The following is a 15,100-nucleotide window of genomic DNA, read 5'->3' as shown; positions in this document are numbered from 1 at the left end:
ACGCAAGCACTACAGATACAACCCCGCGTCCGCCCCCGGCCGCGGCTCCGGCAGTGACGTCGGGGACGTGCCCCGGCGCAGTGCGTACAGCTCCGCCAGTGTCGCGCCCTCTCGGCCGACGCCCTCCTCGGAGCCCAGCCAGCTCACCGCCTCCCGGCGGGTCAGCGGCCCCACCTCGATGCGGGCCAGGCAGCGGCCGGGGCGGACCACGGCCGGGTGGAGGCGCTCCAGGTCCTCGTTGGTCGTCACACCGACCAGGACGTTGCGGCCCTGGCCCAGCAGGCCGTCCGTGAGGTTCAGCAGCCGGGACAGCGCCTGGCCCGCCGTGTGCTTGGCCTCCCCGCGGATCAGTTCGTCGCAGTCCTCCAGCAGCAGCAGCCGCCAGCGGCCCTTGCCGGTGGCGTCCTCCTCGCCGATCGCGATGTCCATCAGGTAGCCGACATCGCTGAACAGCCGCTCCGGGTCCAGTACGCAGTCCACCTGGCACCAGTCCCGCCAGGACCGGGCCAGCGTCCGCAGCGCGGAGGTCTTGCCGGTGCCGGGCGGGCCGTGCAGCAGGAGCAGCCGGCCGGCGATGTCCTCCGGCGTCGTCTTCATCAGGCGGTCCATGGCGTCCGCCACCGGCGCGGTGTAGTTGTCCCGCACCTCGTCCCAGGTGCCCGCCGAGATCTGGCGGGTGGTGCGGTGCGGGCCCCGCCTCGGGGACACGTACCAGAAGCCCATCGTCACGTTCTCCGGCTGCGGCTCGGGTTCGTCCGCCGCGCCGTCCGTGGCCTGGTCGAGGATCTTCGCCGCCAGTTCGGCGGTGGTCGCCGTGACCGTGACGTCGGCGCCCCGGTTCCAGCGGGAGATCAGCAGGGTCCAGCCGTCGCCCTCGGCCAGCGTCGCGCTGCGGTCGTCGTCGCGGGCCACGCGCAGCACCGAAGCGCCCGGCGGGAGCAGGGTCGCCCCGGACCGGACGCGGTCGATGTTGGCCGCGTGCGAGTACGGCTGCTCGCCCGTCGCGAAGCGGCCGAGGAACAGCGCGTCGACGACGTCGGACGGCGAGTCGCTGTCGTCGACGTTGAGCCGGATCGGCAGAGCGTCGTGTGGGTTCGCAGACATGCCGCCATGATCCGGCACGGGAGGGCCTCGTGCACCCGGTTTCCGTTGTGCGCCGGTTGTGTCGCGTGTGCCCTCGTGCTTCCGGTGTATCCCTTCCGTCCTGTTACAGAGCTGTGCGGCTACGACATCTGCCCCAGCGCGTACCCTTCCGGCTACCGTTGCCCTCGATGGGACGTCATGGGTGGAATTCGGGGGTGGGGCGGTGGCGGCTCACCGCGCTGCTCGGCGTGGGCGTGGCCGCTCTGGCCCTGGTGGTGACCCTGCTCAACACGCTTCCCGGGGGTGGCACGAGCACGGAGGGCACCTCGCGCGACGGCGACAAGGTGCACGGCACACCGGCCGCCCCGCCCGACGAGACGACCCCGGACGTCGGCTGGGGTTTCACGCACACCCAGTTCAGCGCCGACGAGGGCAGCTCCGCGGCCACCGGGCGCGTCGAGGGGCTGCTGTCGGAGGCCGGGGGCCTGCCGCAGAACCAGCACATCATGGGCTGGGGTGCCGACAACCCGGAGCCGGTGAAGGGGCGTTACGACTTCGAGGCACTGGACCGCCGCATCGACTTCATGCGCTCCTCCGGCGGCACGCCCGTGGTCACCCTGTGCTGTGCCCCGGACTGGATGAAGGGCGGCAGGGGCGGCGTCGACAACACCGACTGGAGCCGGGCCGCCCTGGAGACCGCCCCGACGCCCGAGCACTACCAGGACTTCGCCGACCTGGCCGCGACCGTCGCCAAGCGCTATCCGGACGTACGCCACTTCGTCGTCTGGAACGAGTTCAAGGGCTTCTGGAACGACGCCGAGGCCCGCTGGGACTACGAGGGCTACACCCGGCTGTACAACCTGGTCTACAAAGCCCTCAAGAAAGTCGACAAGGACATCATGGTGGGCGGGCCGTACCTGGTGATGGACAGCCTCGACCCGCGGTCGGATGACGCCTCCGCGGCCTTCAAGGGGCCGTGGGGCGCCATGGACCAGCGGGTCCTCGACGCCTTCGCCCACTGGAACGAGAACAAGGTGGGCGCCGACTTCGTGGTCGTGGACGGTTCCAGCTACACCAAGGACGACGAACTGCTGCCCGACGAGTTCGCCGCCACCGACAAGTTCACGGCGGTGAGCGAATGGGTGCGTGCGCGGACCGGTGACCTGCCGCTGTGGTGGGCCGAGTACTACGTCGAGCCCGCCGACGGCAACGACGACCGCAAGGGCTGGTCCGAGACCCGGCGCGTCGCCGTCCAGGCCACCGGAATGATCGCCATGGTCAAGGGCGGCGCCACCTCCGGCTTCTACTGGAACCCGGAGAAGGAGAAGGGCACCGAGTGCGCGGGTTGCCTGTGGACACCGACCGACCAGGACAGCGGCGGCGAGAAGTTGCCCATGTACGACCTCGTCTCCCGCTTCGGCGCCGAGTTCCCGGCGGGCACCGAGTACGAGACCGTGTCCGTCGCCCCGGACGACGTACCCGATGTCCGCGTCCTGGCGACCGACAAGGTGATCCTGGTCGTCAACATCCTCGACCGGCGGATCAGCGCGAAGATCGACGGCAAGCGGTTCGACATGCAGGCGTACGAGGTGAAGTGGCTCAACCGGTGAGCCGGAAACGCCACTTCACTTCATCGTCACGAAGCGCTGCACCAGCGAGGCGAGCAGCACCGCCAGCAGCGGCAGCGCGAACCAGAAGCTGCTCTGCAGCCACCGCAGTTGCCGCACGCTCGGGCGCACCGCGACCCGTACGACCTCCCGTGTCGTCAGCAGCACGATCAGCGCGAGCGCCGCGAGGGCCCCGACGACCGACCAGGGCGTCCACGTCACCTGCGGCCCGATCGGACCGGGGTCCGCGGCCGGGACCTTGCCCTCGGGCTGCTTGCGCAGCGTGTACATCGTCACGTCGTCGTTGACGAAGACCTTCTTCAGTTCCTTGCGGGCGTCCAGGTTCCTGATCAGCCGCGGCTCCCAGGTCTTCGAGTAGCCCACGTCCAGCTGGAGATAGATCACCTGACTGCGGTTGATCATCAGGTACGAGTTCGGGCCCGCGTCCTTCAGCGCCTTGACCAGCCCCGACACCAGCACCGGGTCGGGCGGCGCGAGCGTGGGCACGTACTCGACCTTCTCCATGTCCTTCGCGCCCCACGGCATCGCCGGCGTCACGTTGTCCACCGTGTCGTTGCTCAGCCACAGCAGGCGTACCGTCGGCTCGTCGTGGGCGTACACGTAGTCCATGGCGGAGACCTCGCCGGGCCGGATCCGCTCGAACGGCTCGTTGCCCCAGCGGGCCACCAGGAAGCCGCCCATGAGCACCAGGCCCGCCATCAGCGCGGCCAGCGGTGCCAGGCTCACCCGGTCCTTGTCGCGCTCCTCGACCGTGACGCCGGTACGCGGGAACAGGGCGAGGGCGGCGAGCAGGGCCGCGCCCGGCAGGGCGAACATGAAGACGCGCAGCGCCATTTCGCCGCCGTACGACTGCATGCCGAAGCCCAGGAACGGCACGAAGGTCAGGACCAGCAGCGACCGCTCGCGGTACTTGTGCCAGCGCCGCCGCCACCAGCCCCAGCAGGCGAAGGCCATCACACCGCCGGCGAGCAGCACGCGCGCGTAGAGCACCAGCTTGTGCGTCGAACTGCCGCCCTCGATACGGCCGGACACGGACGACGACACATTGCCGCCGACGCCGCCGACCCCGCCGAACAGCTCGTCGAAGTGCCCGGACCAGTACGGCTCGGCCATGAAGCCGACCCAGACGGCCACCAGGACGCCGAACAGGATGGGCAGGCCGCGCAGTTCGCTGCGGCCGATCAGGACGAGCACCGCCAGCACACCCAGCATCACGAACGGGGTGAGCTGGTGCGCCGGGACGCTCGCCGCGAACAGGCCGATCACGACCATGAGCAGCACGGCCCGCTGCCGCCGGTCCGTCGGCTCGACCTCGATCTCGCCCGGTCGCCGCTTCGTCCAGATCACGCCCGGAGCCCGGAACCAGACCAGCAGGATCGCCACGAACACCAGGTAGAGGAGATAGGTGAAGCCCTGCGGGGAGAAGTAGTCCTGGCCGACCCAGCCGCTGAGCACGAAGATCCAGATGCCGGTCCACTTGGCCCGCCAGCTCGCCCGCATCGAGCGTACAAGGAGGAACATCGGCGCGAGGTACAACAATTGGATGGCCAGCGGCCACCAGCGGATGACCTCGGTGAAGTCACTGACCCCGCAGGCCTTCAGCACGAACGCGGCCACCGCGAAGAAGCCCGGCCAGCTCCAGCGCGCGTCCAGATCGGGTACGGCCGACCCGGTCCGGTCGATGTAGTCGAGGAAGCCGAGATGCTGCCAGGCCGTCGCGAACCGCGGCTCGGTCTCGATCACGGCGGGCAGCGCGTGCAACGAGACCACGGTCGCGAGCAGCGTGACCAGCAGCAGCGCTCGGTGCTCGCGGCCCAGCCACAGCAGTGAGGCGAACACCACGATCAGCAGTGCCGCGCCCAGGAGCGTGGGTGTCGGCAGGACGGAGATCAGCCCGAGCCCGCCCATCTCGTCGAGGTCGGCCTCGCCGAGGCGCAGCGCGGGCACCCAATACAACAAGAGCGCGGCGGTCAGCAGGCAGCCGAGGACGACCCCGAGGCGGGTGGGCGCACGCGTGGGTTCTTCTTCCGGCTCCGGTACCTCTTCCCGTACGAAGTCCCTTACGGCGTCCGGTACGTCGTCCTCGACGGCCTCCGCCTCGAACGGCGCGTCCACCTCGAAAACCACCGGCGTGCCCGTGGGCGGCGTGCCCGGCCCCGGGCGGACGTCCGGCCGGCGTTCCAGGTGGTCGAAGTCGACGTGGACGCCGAGGGCGAGCGTGTCCTGGTCGAGCGCCCAGCCGGGCCCGCGCCTGTGCGGTGCCGCCTGGGCGGGGACCTCGCGCGCCCCCAGGTCGGCGAGGTCCCCGTCGGGCGCCGCGCTCTCGGGGACGTCGGCACCCGGGGCACGGACGATGTTGTACAGCTTGGGCGCGGCGATCGCGACGATCACCGCGAGCGACGCGATCTCGGCGACGCCCGCGCCGGTCAGACCCATGCGGGGGAGCAGCAGCAGCGTCAGACCGAGCACCATGACGCAGAGCAGGCCCTGCAACCAGGCCAGTCCGGCGGTGCGGCTCTGGGCGCGCAGCACCGCGAAGTACGTCTCCATGACGACCCGCAGCACCGCGCCGACCGCGAACCAGCGCAGCAGCGGGGTGGCCGCGTCCGCGTAGCCCGCGCCGAAGACGCCGAGGATCCAGGGGGCGCCGAAGAACAGCACGCCGGCGACGGGCAGCATGATCCGCGCCATCCGCTTCAGCGCGGCCCGGGTGTTGGCGGCCAGCCGGCGCGGGTCGTGCGAGCCCTCGACGGTGAGGGAAGCGCCCATGTTGATGGCGAGCAGGTTGACCGTGCCGCCGATCGTGGTGGTGATGTAGAAGTACGCGTTGTCCTCGGAGCTGACCTGCGAGGCGATGATCACGGGGACCAGGTAGACCACGGCGAGCGAGAACAGCGAGCCGGTGTAGTCGCCCGCCAGGAACCGCCCGACCTCCTTCAGCGTCGGCGGCCGGGCATGGTCGTCGGTGGCCTTCACATGCCGCGGCACCAGCCGCCGGAACACCAGCCAGCCCAGCGGCAGCACGGAGAAGGCGATCGCCGCGACCCAGGAGACGAAGACGCCGGTGGTGGGGATGGCCACCGCGAAGGCGACCAGCAGCGCCAGCTTGACGGCGGAGAACACGGTGTTGCCGACCGGCACCCACAGCGCGCTGCGCAGCCCGGTCAGCACCCCGTCCTGGAGCGTCAGCAGGGACCAGGCGACGACGGCCACGACGAAGCCGAGCCCGTTCACCGGCCCGTGCAGGAAGCGGTACGACGGCCCCCACGCGTCCAGGGTGAGCAGGAAGACCAGCGCGGCCAGCGCCACGATCACCGAACTGCCCGCGTAGGTGCGGAAGATGAGCCGCCCGGTGGCCCGTCCCGCGATCGGGATGAAACGGGCCAGCGCCCCGGTCAGGGTGACCGCGGTCAGGCCGGCGAGGAGCTTCATCGCGGCGATCGCGGCGGAGCCCTGGCCCACGGCGGACTCGGAGTAGTAGCGGGCCGCGGCCAGCCAGAAACCGAGGCCGAGCACCGCGGAGATGCCGGTGTTCAGCATCAGGGCGTAGGCGTTGCGGAACAGCTGGCTGCCCCCCGCACTCATTCCGGGCAGCCGGAACCGGCGCCCCGGCCGCTCGGGCGCCTCGGTCGCCGGCGACTCTTCCTCGGTCGTGGTCGTGGTCGTGTCAGACACGGGAACGGATGGCCTTCCGGCGGACCTGTCGTGCTCTGCGGACCAGGGCGTACCCCTTGGTGAGGGCACGGTCCCCGGCGGAGTTCCGGGCGATCGCACGGCCCTCGACCAGCCGCTCGAACTCCTCGACGCCCGTGCTCCGGCGCACGGTGACGCGGTGCAGGGCGTACGGCCCCTGGCGGCGGCGCGCCAAGCCGTTGCCGACGGCGAGCGCCTGGCCGTACCCCGTCTCGCGCACCGCCTGCCGCACCCGGCGGCTGGAGTAGCCGTAGGGGTAGGCGAACGAGGCCGGGACGGCGCCGAGTTCGTCCGAGACGATCTCCTTGCAGTGGATCAGCTCGTGGCGCAGGCCGGCGTCGTCGAGCTGGTCGAGCTGCGGATGGGTGTGGCTGTGCCCGCCGATCTCCACGTCCGCCGCCGCGAGTTCGCGGACCTGGTCCCAGTCCAGCATGGTGTCCAGGCCGCTCCCGGTGTCGTACGCGCCCCGGATCCACCCGGTGGAGACGAACAGGGTGGCGGCGAAGCCGTGCTTGGTGAGGACGGGGAGGGCGTGGCGGTGCACGCCCTCGTAGCCGTCGTCGAAGGTGATCAGGACCGGCCGCTCGGGCAGCGGCCGGCCGGAACGCCAACGGGCGGCGAGCGCGGCCGTGGTGACGGGGGTGAAACCGAGCTCCGCGATCACCGCCATCTGCTGGGCGAAGGCCTCCGGGGTCACCGACAACTCCCGTGTGGCCTCGTTCGGGTCGGCCGCGATCGCGTGGTACATGAGGATCGGCACGGGCGCCTCGGTCATCCGCTTCCCCCCTCGATCTCCGGCACCACGAAGGTCGTCCCGGCCCGGCGCGCCCGGACGCTCCCCACGACGTACCCACCGGCCGCCGTCAGCACCCCGGCGACGATCGCCCCCGCGCGTCCGGCGCCCCCCGGCCGGGACAGCAGGGCGTCCCGCAGCCCGCGCGCCACACCGGCGGGCAGCACCCGCGTGGCGTACCGGCGCTCGGACTCGAGTCCCTTGTCCGACCCGACACTTCGGGCCACCAGCGCCTTCGACAGGCCCTCGGCGTACGTACGCGTGCGGAAGTACCCGAAGTGCTCGCGCACCTCGGGCACCCGGTGGTGGATCACCGCGCGGTCGTCGATCAGCAGGATGGCGTCGGGCCGGGCGCGGGTGAGGCGGATGCACAGTTCCGTCTCCTCGCAGCCCAGCGGCCGCTTGTCGCCGTCGCGCCCGATGCCGGTGGCGAAACCGCCCGCCGCGTCGAACGCCGTACGGCGGAAGGAGGCGTTGCCGCCGAGCACGTTGCGCACCCGCACCAGCCCGGACGGCAGACCCTTGTACGTGCAGCCCACCACCCAGTCGAACTCCTCGGGAAACCAGTCCGGGCGGCGGCCCGACGCCCAGATGGGCTCCGTACGGCCGCCGACGGCCATCACCCGGGGATCGGCGTAGCCGTCGGCGAGGTGCCAGAGCCAGTCCCGCTCGGCGACGGCGTCGTCGTCCAGGAACGCGACGACGTCGCCGCGCGAGGCGGCGATCCCGGTGTTGCGGCCGGCGGACAGGCCGCGGGGGCCCGCGTTGGCGAGCACCCGCACCCGGTCGGTCCCCTCGGCGTCCTTGTACTCCCTGGACAGCCGGTCCAGGAGCGCCGCGTTGTGGTCGACGACAAGCAGTGTTTCCAGGGCCGGCCGTGACTGCGCCCGGACCGAGGAGACCGCCGCGAGGATGTCCTCCCAGCGGTCCTCGGTGTAGACGCAGATCACGACGGAGATGTCGAGATCGGTCAAGACACCTCTCCCCGGACCGTGTCGAGCATCGGGGAGTGCTGCGGACGGCTGCGCAGGGCACGCCGGTTGGAGCGCTCGTTCAGGATCACCCTGAGCACCCTCAGCCCGTCCCGCACGGCCCGCAGATTGCTGGTGCCGTGGATGCGGAGGTACTCGTGGCTCGGTATCTCCTGCACCTTCAGCCCGGCCTTCACCACCCGGATGTTCATCAGCGTCTCGACCTCGAAGCCGGTGCAGTCGAGGTCGATCTTGTCCAGGCAGTACCTCCAGAAGGCGTTGTAGCCGTAGCACAGGTCCGTGTAGCGGGCGCCGAACTTGCGGTTGACGGCCGTGCACAGCGCCCAGTTGCCGAGCTTGCGGATGAAGGTCATGTCGTCGGTGCCGCCGCCGTTGGCGAAACGGGAGCCCTTGGCGAAGTCCGCGCCGGAGACGAGGGCGGAGACGTACGACACGATCTCGTTGCCGTCGGCCGAGCCGTCCGCGTCGACCATGACGATGATGTCGCCGGTGCAGGCGTGGAAGCCGGTGATCAGCGCGTCACCCTTGCCCTTGCCGCGCTGCTCGACGACCTTGACGTCCGGCCACAGTCGGCGGGCCACTTCGACGGTGTCGTCGGTGGAATTGCCGTCCACGAGAACCACTTCATGGATCCAGTCCGGAAGGGTCTTGAAGACGTACGGGAGGTTCTCCGCCTCGTTCATGGCGGGGATCACCACGCTCACCGGCGGCGCTATGGCCAGGTGAGAGGAGATGGGCCGGTATTGGCCGGCTTTCACAGGATCCTGACCCGATGTCGCCGGGCGCAGAACTGAGCTCATGAGTCTGGTCCCTCTCGTCCGGTGGACCGCCCGCCCCTGGGCGCTCCGCTTCGGTTCGAAAGGGGGGTTTCTCACGCACGGCAGGACGGAAGGAATCTCCGCACCCACCCGGTGAGCTGGCAAAGCTGGCCGGCCCCGCAGAACGGCAGCCGGTCGCGCGGCACGACTCGGTCACACAGTGCGTCACCGAGCACGGCACCCCCCTACCGCGCCCCGCGCCGGGCCGTCGCGGTCCTTGAGCCCTCCCCTGAAACCGCTGGATGACGGACCGATGCGGGTGAGATGTATGACGATATTGATGATTGAACCTTTATGGCAAGACCTGGAACTAGGCCTCACGTTTTTGTTGGTTTGACCGTTACAGATCGCTTGTCACGTGTGTGGATCACTTGTCACGAACGACCCGATCGGATCTTTCCCACCTGTTTGAGCAGTTTGTCGGCAGGTTCGAACAGCTCCGGCCGGGACACCACGGCATTGCGCAGAGCTCGTACCGGGGCGCGGCGGGCCCGATGCCCGAGCGCCACCGGGTGACGGCGTGTCACCCACCCCTCGGACACTTGGAGCTCGCGTGTCTTCAGGGAGTCCTTGTATTCCTTCTGGCCCCGGCCGAGATCGAGATGGGCGATGCCGTCGGCGGCGGCCGCCTCGGCCATGCGCAGATGCAGCACCAGGCCCGGGGAGTACTTCGAGTACGCCGGGTCGTACGCCGGGAACCAGCAGGCGAGCACCCGCTCGGTGCGCAGCCCGAAGTGCGCGGCGAGCGGCTTGCCGTCCGCGTACAGCACCGACAGGATCCCCGCGAACGGCTCGGAGCGGGTGTGGAACAGTTGCTGCACGAGCCGGGTGATCCAGTCGTGCGCGAAGCGGTCGCTGCGCCCGGTCCTGCGGTACTGCGCGGACTTCCAGTCCATCAGGGTGCGCAGGGCGGCCGGGTCGCGCTCGTCGTGGACGTACGTCACCTCGCCCGCGTCCCGGCCGAGCTTGCGTTCCTTGGCGAGTGTGGTGCGGGTGAACTTCGGTGACTGCTCCCGCAGTTGGGCCAGGTAGGCCTCGTAGCCCCGGTCGACGTCCATGACCGGGGACGGGAAGGTGCCGGAGGCCTCCGCCTCGAACGGCTCCTGGCCCTGAACCAGGTGGTCGAACTCCCAGACGGCGAGCCCGCAGGCCCGCATCAGCTCACGGGCGTCCCAGGCGAACCCGGGCCGGTGCACCACGCCCTGGGCGTCCGAGACGCCGAGGCCGATGGCCCGGCCGACGCCGGCGGCCGATTTCTGGTAGGGGAAGAACGCGGCGGGCTCGCCGTCCTCCCGTACGACCGCGATCCGCACCCCGCGTCTGCACCGGCCCACCGCGAGCGCGAACTCCGGTGCGAGGAAAGGGTTCGCCAGCTCGGGCGATCCGTGCAGATGGGCCTTGGACTGCATCGCCGTCCACGCCGCCCGGTCGGCGGCGCTCAGCTCGCCGGGGCGGTACACGCTGATGTCCACGTCAGATGCCCTGTCCTCTCGCCGTGCGGCCACGCGGCCGCCGTACCAGAACCAGCAGGAGAACGAGGGCGCTGATCGCCGTCACGGCCACGATTCCACCGCGCACCGACCAGCGGTGCACGGCCAGCATGCCCTGGGCCACCACCATGTTGACCACGACCGAGCCCGCAACCGCGGCGACGGTACGGCCGAACGGTTCCAGCCCGCGCAGGGCTGCCGCGATGCCCGCGGCGGGCGCCGCGAGCAGGAAGAACAGCGTGAGCGGACCGCGCAGCGGCGAGTCCGAGTCGACGAGCGCGAGCACCGCGCCGCATCCCGCGACGGCCGTCGCGGCGCCCGCGAGCAGCGGTGACAGGTCCCTCCCCGGCCCTGGCCGCGCGGCGCCGTCCGATGACGCTGTTGAAGATGTCTTGATGCGTAACGTCTGCATTGGCGACTTTGCCCCCCGAAGCGCCGGATGCCGGGCTTCAATGTCGCTCAGCCGCGCGGGGGCCGTCAAGATGCGGAAGACGCTCATACCGATGGGTGGCCGACTTGGTACGGGCGTTCCCCGGAGGCCGCCGGGCCTCCGGGGAACGGTGGTTCAGATGGCGCGAGCCGGCGTTACGGCACTTACGGCACTCACGGCACTCACGGCACTCACGGCACGATCTTCAGCAGCCGGTTCGGGGAACCGCTGCCCGCGCTGGTGACCTTGCCGGTGGTGGCGCCGTTCACCAGGGCCGTGGCGACCTGGGCCGGGGTGGCCGAGGTGTGGCCCGCCAGGTAGACCGCGGCCGCGCCCGCGACGTGCGGGGTCGCCATCGACGTACCGGAGATGGTGTTCGTCGCGGTGTCGCTGGTGTGCCAGCCCGCCGTGATGGAGGAGCCGGGGGCGAAGATGTCCAGGACCGAGCCGTAGTTGGAGTAGCCGGCCTTGGCGTCGGTGCTCGTGGTGGCGCCGACGGTGATCGCCTCGCCGACCCGGGCGGGGGAGGACGAGGAGGCGGTGGTGCTGCTGTTGCCCGCCGCGACGGCGTAGGTCACGCCGCTCGCGATGGAGCGGCGCACGGCCGCGTCCAGGGTGGTGGACACCCCGCCGCCGAGGGACATGTTGGCGACCGAGGGGCCGGAGTGGTTCGCCGTCACCCAGTCGATGCCCGCGATCACGCCGGCCGTGGTGCCGGAGCCGGAGTTGTTCAGCACCCGGACCGCCACGATCTTCGCCTTCTTGGCGACGCCGTACGTACTGCCCGCGATCGTCGTGGCCACGTGGGTGCCGTGGCCGTTGCCGTCCTGGGCGACGTTGTCGCCGTCGACGGCGTCGTAGCCGTTCGCGGCGCGGCCGCTGATCTGCTGGTGGGTGATGCGCACGCCGGTGTCGATGACGTAGGCCGTCACGCCGCTGCCCGCGCTGTCCGGGTAGGTGTAGGTGCCGGACAGCGGCAGGGAGGTCTGGTCGATGCGGTCCAGGCCCCAGGGGGCGTTGGACTGCGTGGTGTCGGCGAGCCGGACGCGCTGGTCCTGCTCGACCGAGGCCACCGCCGGGTCGGCGGCGAGTCTTCTGGCCTCGGCCGCGGAGAGGGTGGCCGAGTAGCCGTTCAGCGCCGCGCCGAACGTCTTCTTGACCGTGCCGCCGTATTCCTTGACCAGACTCCTGCCCGCGCTCGAGGACGCCTTCAGGCCGGCGTCCTGCTTGAGCGTGACGATGTAGCTGTCCTTGACCGCCGTGGGGGAACCGGCGGCCAGGACCTTGCCCTCGGCCGGTGCGGCCTGGGCGGGGAGAGCGGTGAGCCCGCTCACGAGGGCGGCGGTCGCCAGGCTGGATATCGCGGCGATCCGGACCTTCTTGCTACGCAGTTGTGCCATTACGAGGGAGTCCTCCTCTTGGCGGCGCACGCCTGGGTGGGGCGCGCGTCTGTGGGGGGTGCGCGCGTAGTCGCGCGCACGGCCATGGAGCGTCGCGTTCCGCCCTACGGCTGAGTAAAGAATCAGTGGTCCATGTGTGCAGGACAAGAGACTTGACGCCCTGTCACATAGTTGTCATGCCCGCGTAATCAAGCAAGGTCGCGAATGCGCCACTGAGACAAGTTTTGGCATGGACACTTCCGGTCAACACGCGTAGTTGCTACGACGGTTGGGGCAGAGATCCTGCTAAAGGGAGGTTCCATGAGACGTTCCCGACTTGCCGTATACGTAAGCTCGCTCCTCCTCGCCGCCTGTGCCGCCCTCACCGGGGCCGGCACCGCCCAGGCGTCCCAACACGCCGCACCCGGCGGCTACGTGGCGCTCGGCGACTCCTACTCCTCCGGGCTCGGCGCGGGCAGCTACCTCTCCGCGAGCGGCGACTGCAAGCGCAGCACGAAGGCCTACCCCTACCTCTGGGCCGCAGCCCACTCACCCTCGTCCTTCGACTTCACCGCCTGCTCGGGCGCCCGAACGGGTGATGTTCTGGCGAATCAACTCACCCCGCTCAGCGCGGCCACCGCCCTGGTCTCGATCAGCGTCGGCGGCAACGACGCGGGTTTCTCCGACGTCATGACGACCTGTGTGCTCCAGTCCGACAGCGCCTGCCTCTCCCGGATCAACACCGCCAAGGCGTACGTCGACTCGACGTTGCCCGGCCGGCTCGACGGCGTCTACTCGGCGATCCGCACCAAGGCCCCCAACGCCCGCGTGGTCGTGCTCGGCTATCCCCGCTTCTACAAGCTCGGCACCTCGTGCGTCGGCCTCTCCGAGACCAAGCGGAAGGCGATCAACGACGCCGCGGACCACCTCGACACCGCCATCGCCAAGCGCGCCGCGAACCACGGCTTCGTGTTCGGCGACGTCCGCCCCACCTTCACCGGCCACGAGATCTGCTCCGGCAGCTCCTGGCTGCACAGCCTCAACTGGCTCAACGTAGGCGAGTCGTACCACCCGACGGCGGCGGGTCAGTCCGGCGGGTACCTGCCGGTGCTGACCGGCGCCGCCTGAGTGCCGATCAGAGTGTCAATCAGAGGGTGAGACAGAAGCGGAGGCCCCGTCCGACGGGGTCTCCGTCTCGCAGGTCACCGAGAACGGCACCGAGTTGGATGTCGTCCGCACCGGATCGCGGACCTCGACACTGATCTCGTTCTCGAAGCTCCCGCTGTCGTCGTTCGTGGTCACGAACGCCGTGTCCTGCCTGGTCCGGCCGCCGCCCTCCGGGAACGAGAGGGTCTTCCACCCCGCGTCCATGACCTCGCCGTCCCGCGACACCCAGCGATAGCTCACCTCCGCCGGCAGGTCGCCGACCGTGAACGTAGCCGTGAAGGCGGGCGCCTCACCCTGCGGCGGCGGACAGCTGCCGGTGTAGTCGGTGTTCGAGCCGGCGAGCGCGACCTGCACCGACTGCGGCGGGGGAGCGGTCGTGGCGCTGCTGCTCCGGCTCGGAGTGGGCTCGGGACCTCCGGTGTCCTGCGTACCGGTGGGGGTGTCGGTGGGCGCCGGCGAACTCAGCCCGGGTGTCTCGTTCTTGGTGCCGCCGCCTCCGGCCTGGTCGCCGTCGTCGCGGTTCAGCAGCGCGTACGTCAGCCCGGCGATCGCCAGTGCCAGGGCGGCGAGGCCCGCGATCAGTACGACGGCGGCGCGGCGGTCGCGGTGCGGTCCCGGGCCGGTGGTCGGGGCGGTCGTCGGCCCCGCCGCCGGGGCCGGCCGCGTCCACGGCCCGGGACCGGGTGCGGTCGGTGGGGGCTGCTGGGGCTGCGCGGCGATCGTCGGCGTGTAGGGGGATGCCTGAACGGCGTCCGCGCGAGGTGTGCCTCCCCCAGAGGGGGTACCCCCAGCGCTGATCACCCGCAGATCCTGCTCGGCGCGCTCGGCCGACAGCCGCTCGGCCGGGTCCTTGCGCAGCAGCCCCTCGATCACGGGCGTGAGCGGACCGGCCCGGTGCGGCGGCGGCAGCTCCTCGTCCACGATCGCGCGCAGGGTGCTGAGCGGGGTGTTCTGACGGAAGGGGGAGTTGCCCTCGACCGCCGCGTACAGCAGCACGCCGAGCGACCACAGGTCGGACTCCGGGCCCGGCGTGCGGCCCAGCGCCCGCTCCGGAGCCAGGAACTCGGGCGACCCGATGACCTCGCCGGTCATGGTCAGCGCGGAACTGCCCTCGACCATGGCGATGCCGAAGTCGGTGAGCACGACCCGCCCGTCGTTCGACAGCAGCACGTTGGCAGGCTTCACGTCCCGGTGCAGCACCCCGGCAGCGTGGGCGGCCCGCAGCGCGGCCAGCACCTCGGCGCCGATGTGCGCGGTGCGCTGCGGGGTGAGCGGGCCCTCGGCGTCCAGGAGCTCGGCGAGCGAGATACCGCGGACGATCTCCATCACGATCCAGGGGCGGCCGTCCTGGGTGGCCACGTCGTACACCGTCACGACGTTGCGGTTGGCGACCCTGGCCGCCGCCCACGCCTCGCGCTCCAGCCGGGCGTACATCCGCTCGACCTCGGGTCCCTGCAGTCCGGCGGGCGCGCGCACCTCCTTGACGGCGACCTCGCGGTGCAGCACCTCGTCGCGGGCGCGCCACACGGTGCCCATGCCGCCCTCGCCGAGCGGGGACAGCAGACGGTAGCGGCCCGCGATCAGACGTTCACTGCCCGGTGCTTCGGACACGGGCGCCCCCTCTTCG

11 protein-coding genes are annotated in these 15,100 nt (G+C 70.8%); 2 read left to right on the top strand and 9 right to left on the bottom strand.

Translation table 11 applies throughout. The annotated features are described in order from the left end of the window. Window positions 1-9 precede the first annotated feature (9 nt). On the bottom strand, window positions 10-1,104 hold the full coding sequence (locus Q4V64_RS10700; protein ID WP_124443399.1) for a DUF5925 domain-containing protein: 1,095 nt from the start codon (window positions 1,102-1,104) through the stop codon (window positions 10-12). A 167-nt stretch (window positions 1,105-1,271) separates the two neighbouring features. On the opposite strand from Q4V64_RS10700, the gene Q4V64_RS10695 reads away from it, so the two are divergent. Beyond that, on the top strand, window positions 1,272-2,693 hold the full coding sequence (locus Q4V64_RS10695) for a xylan 1,4-beta-xylosidase (RefSeq protein ID WP_124443400.1): 1,422 nt from the start codon (window positions 1,272-1,274) through the stop codon (window positions 2,691-2,693). Between the two features lie 15 nt (window positions 2,694-2,708). Here the strand turns inward: Q4V64_RS10695 and Q4V64_RS10690 are convergent, their stop codons facing one another. The 7 genes from Q4V64_RS10690 to Q4V64_RS10660 form a co-directional block, all read right to left on the bottom strand. Further along, complete coding sequence (locus tag Q4V64_RS10690) at window positions 2,709-6,386, bottom strand: lipopolysaccharide biosynthesis protein (RefSeq protein ID WP_124443401.1); 3,678 nt, start codon at window positions 6,384-6,386, stop codon at window positions 2,709-2,711. Further along, window positions 6,379-7,179, bottom strand: coding sequence for a polysaccharide deacetylase family protein (locus Q4V64_RS10685; RefSeq protein WP_124443402.1), 801 nt, complete (start codon window positions 7,177-7,179; stop codon window positions 6,379-6,381). The genes Q4V64_RS10690 and Q4V64_RS10685 overlap by 8 nt, the downstream gene beginning before the upstream one ends. Next, the gene (locus tag Q4V64_RS10680; RefSeq protein ID WP_124443403.1) at window positions 7,176-8,171 is read right to left on the bottom strand and encodes a glycosyltransferase family 2 protein; all 996 of its coding nucleotides are present in this window, start codon (window positions 8,169-8,171) and stop codon (window positions 7,176-7,178) included. Before Q4V64_RS10680 ends, Q4V64_RS10685 begins: the two co-directional genes overlap by 4 nt. Next, window positions 8,168-8,989: a glycosyltransferase family 2 protein gene (locus tag Q4V64_RS10675; RefSeq protein WP_124443404.1), complete on the bottom strand. Its 822-nt coding sequence runs from the start codon at window positions 8,987-8,989 to the stop codon at window positions 8,168-8,170. The genes Q4V64_RS10680 and Q4V64_RS10675 overlap by 4 nt, the downstream gene beginning before the upstream one ends. 392 nt (window positions 8,990-9,381) lie before the next feature. Continuing rightward, complete coding sequence (locus Q4V64_RS10670) at window positions 9,382-10,479, bottom strand: GNAT family N-acetyltransferase (RefSeq protein WP_124443405.1); 1,098 nt, start codon at window positions 10,477-10,479, stop codon at window positions 9,382-9,384. Window position 10,480: 1 nt separating this feature from the next. Beyond that, window positions 10,481-10,909 (bottom strand): hypothetical protein, encoded by a 429-nt coding sequence (locus tag Q4V64_RS10665; RefSeq protein ID WP_172629455.1) that lies wholly within the window; start codon window positions 10,907-10,909, stop codon window positions 10,481-10,483. A gap of 209 nt (window positions 10,910-11,118) precedes the next feature. Further along, window positions 11,119-12,327 (bottom strand): S8 family peptidase, encoded by a 1,209-nt coding sequence (locus tag Q4V64_RS10660; RefSeq protein WP_124443406.1) that lies wholly within the window; start codon window positions 12,325-12,327, stop codon window positions 11,119-11,121. A gap of 300 nt (window positions 12,328-12,627) precedes the next feature. Here Q4V64_RS10660 and Q4V64_RS10655 point away from each other — a divergent pair, with 300 nt between their 5' ends. Next, complete coding sequence (locus tag Q4V64_RS10655; protein ID WP_124443407.1) at window positions 12,628-13,434, top strand: SGNH/GDSL hydrolase family protein; 807 nt, start codon at window positions 12,628-12,630, stop codon at window positions 13,432-13,434. A gap of 15 nt (window positions 13,435-13,449) precedes the next feature. On the opposite strand, the gene Q4V64_RS10650 is transcribed toward Q4V64_RS10655, so the two are convergent. Further along, window positions 13,450-15,084, bottom strand: a complete 1,635-nt coding sequence (locus Q4V64_RS10650) for a serine/threonine-protein kinase (RefSeq protein ID WP_253267266.1) — start codon at window positions 15,082-15,084, stop codon at window positions 13,450-13,452. Between the last annotated feature and the right edge of the window lie 16 nt (window positions 15,085-15,100).

Source organism: Streptomyces sp. NL15-2K, assembly GCF_030551255.1.
In the GTDB taxonomy this organism is placed as follows: Bacteria; Actinomycetota; Actinomycetes; order Streptomycetales; family Streptomycetaceae; genus Streptomyces.
Note: the sequence above shows the minus strand (reverse complement) of the source record. Positions and strands in the feature narration are given on the sequence as shown.

Bases quoted from the DNA above. Each gene is read 5' to 3' on its own strand.
- Q4V64_RS10700 (WP_124443399.1), bottom strand. From the start codon at position 1,104: ATGTCTGCGAACCCACACGACGCTCTGCCGATCCGGCTCAACGTCGAC.
- Q4V64_RS10695 (WP_124443400.1), top strand. From the start codon at position 1,272: ATGGGACGTCATGGGTGGAATTCGGGGGTGGGGCGGTGGCGGCTCACC.
- Q4V64_RS10685 (WP_124443402.1), bottom strand. From the start codon at position 7,179: ATGACCGAGGCGCCCGTGCCGATCCTCATGTACCACGCGATCGCGGCC.
- Q4V64_RS10675 (WP_124443404.1), bottom strand. From the start codon at position 8,989: ATGAGCTCAGTTCTGCGCCCGGCGACATCGGGTCAGGATCCTGTGAAA.
- Q4V64_RS10665 (WP_172629455.1), bottom strand. From the start codon at position 10,909: ATGCAGACGTTACGCATCAAGACATCTTCAACAGCGTCATCGGACGGC.
- Q4V64_RS10660 (WP_124443406.1), bottom strand. From the start codon at position 12,327: ATGGCACAACTGCGTAGCAAGAAGGTCCGGATCGCCGCGATATCCAGC.
- Q4V64_RS10655 (WP_124443407.1), top strand. From the start codon at position 12,628: ATGAGACGTTCCCGACTTGCCGTATACGTAAGCTCGCTCCTCCTCGCC.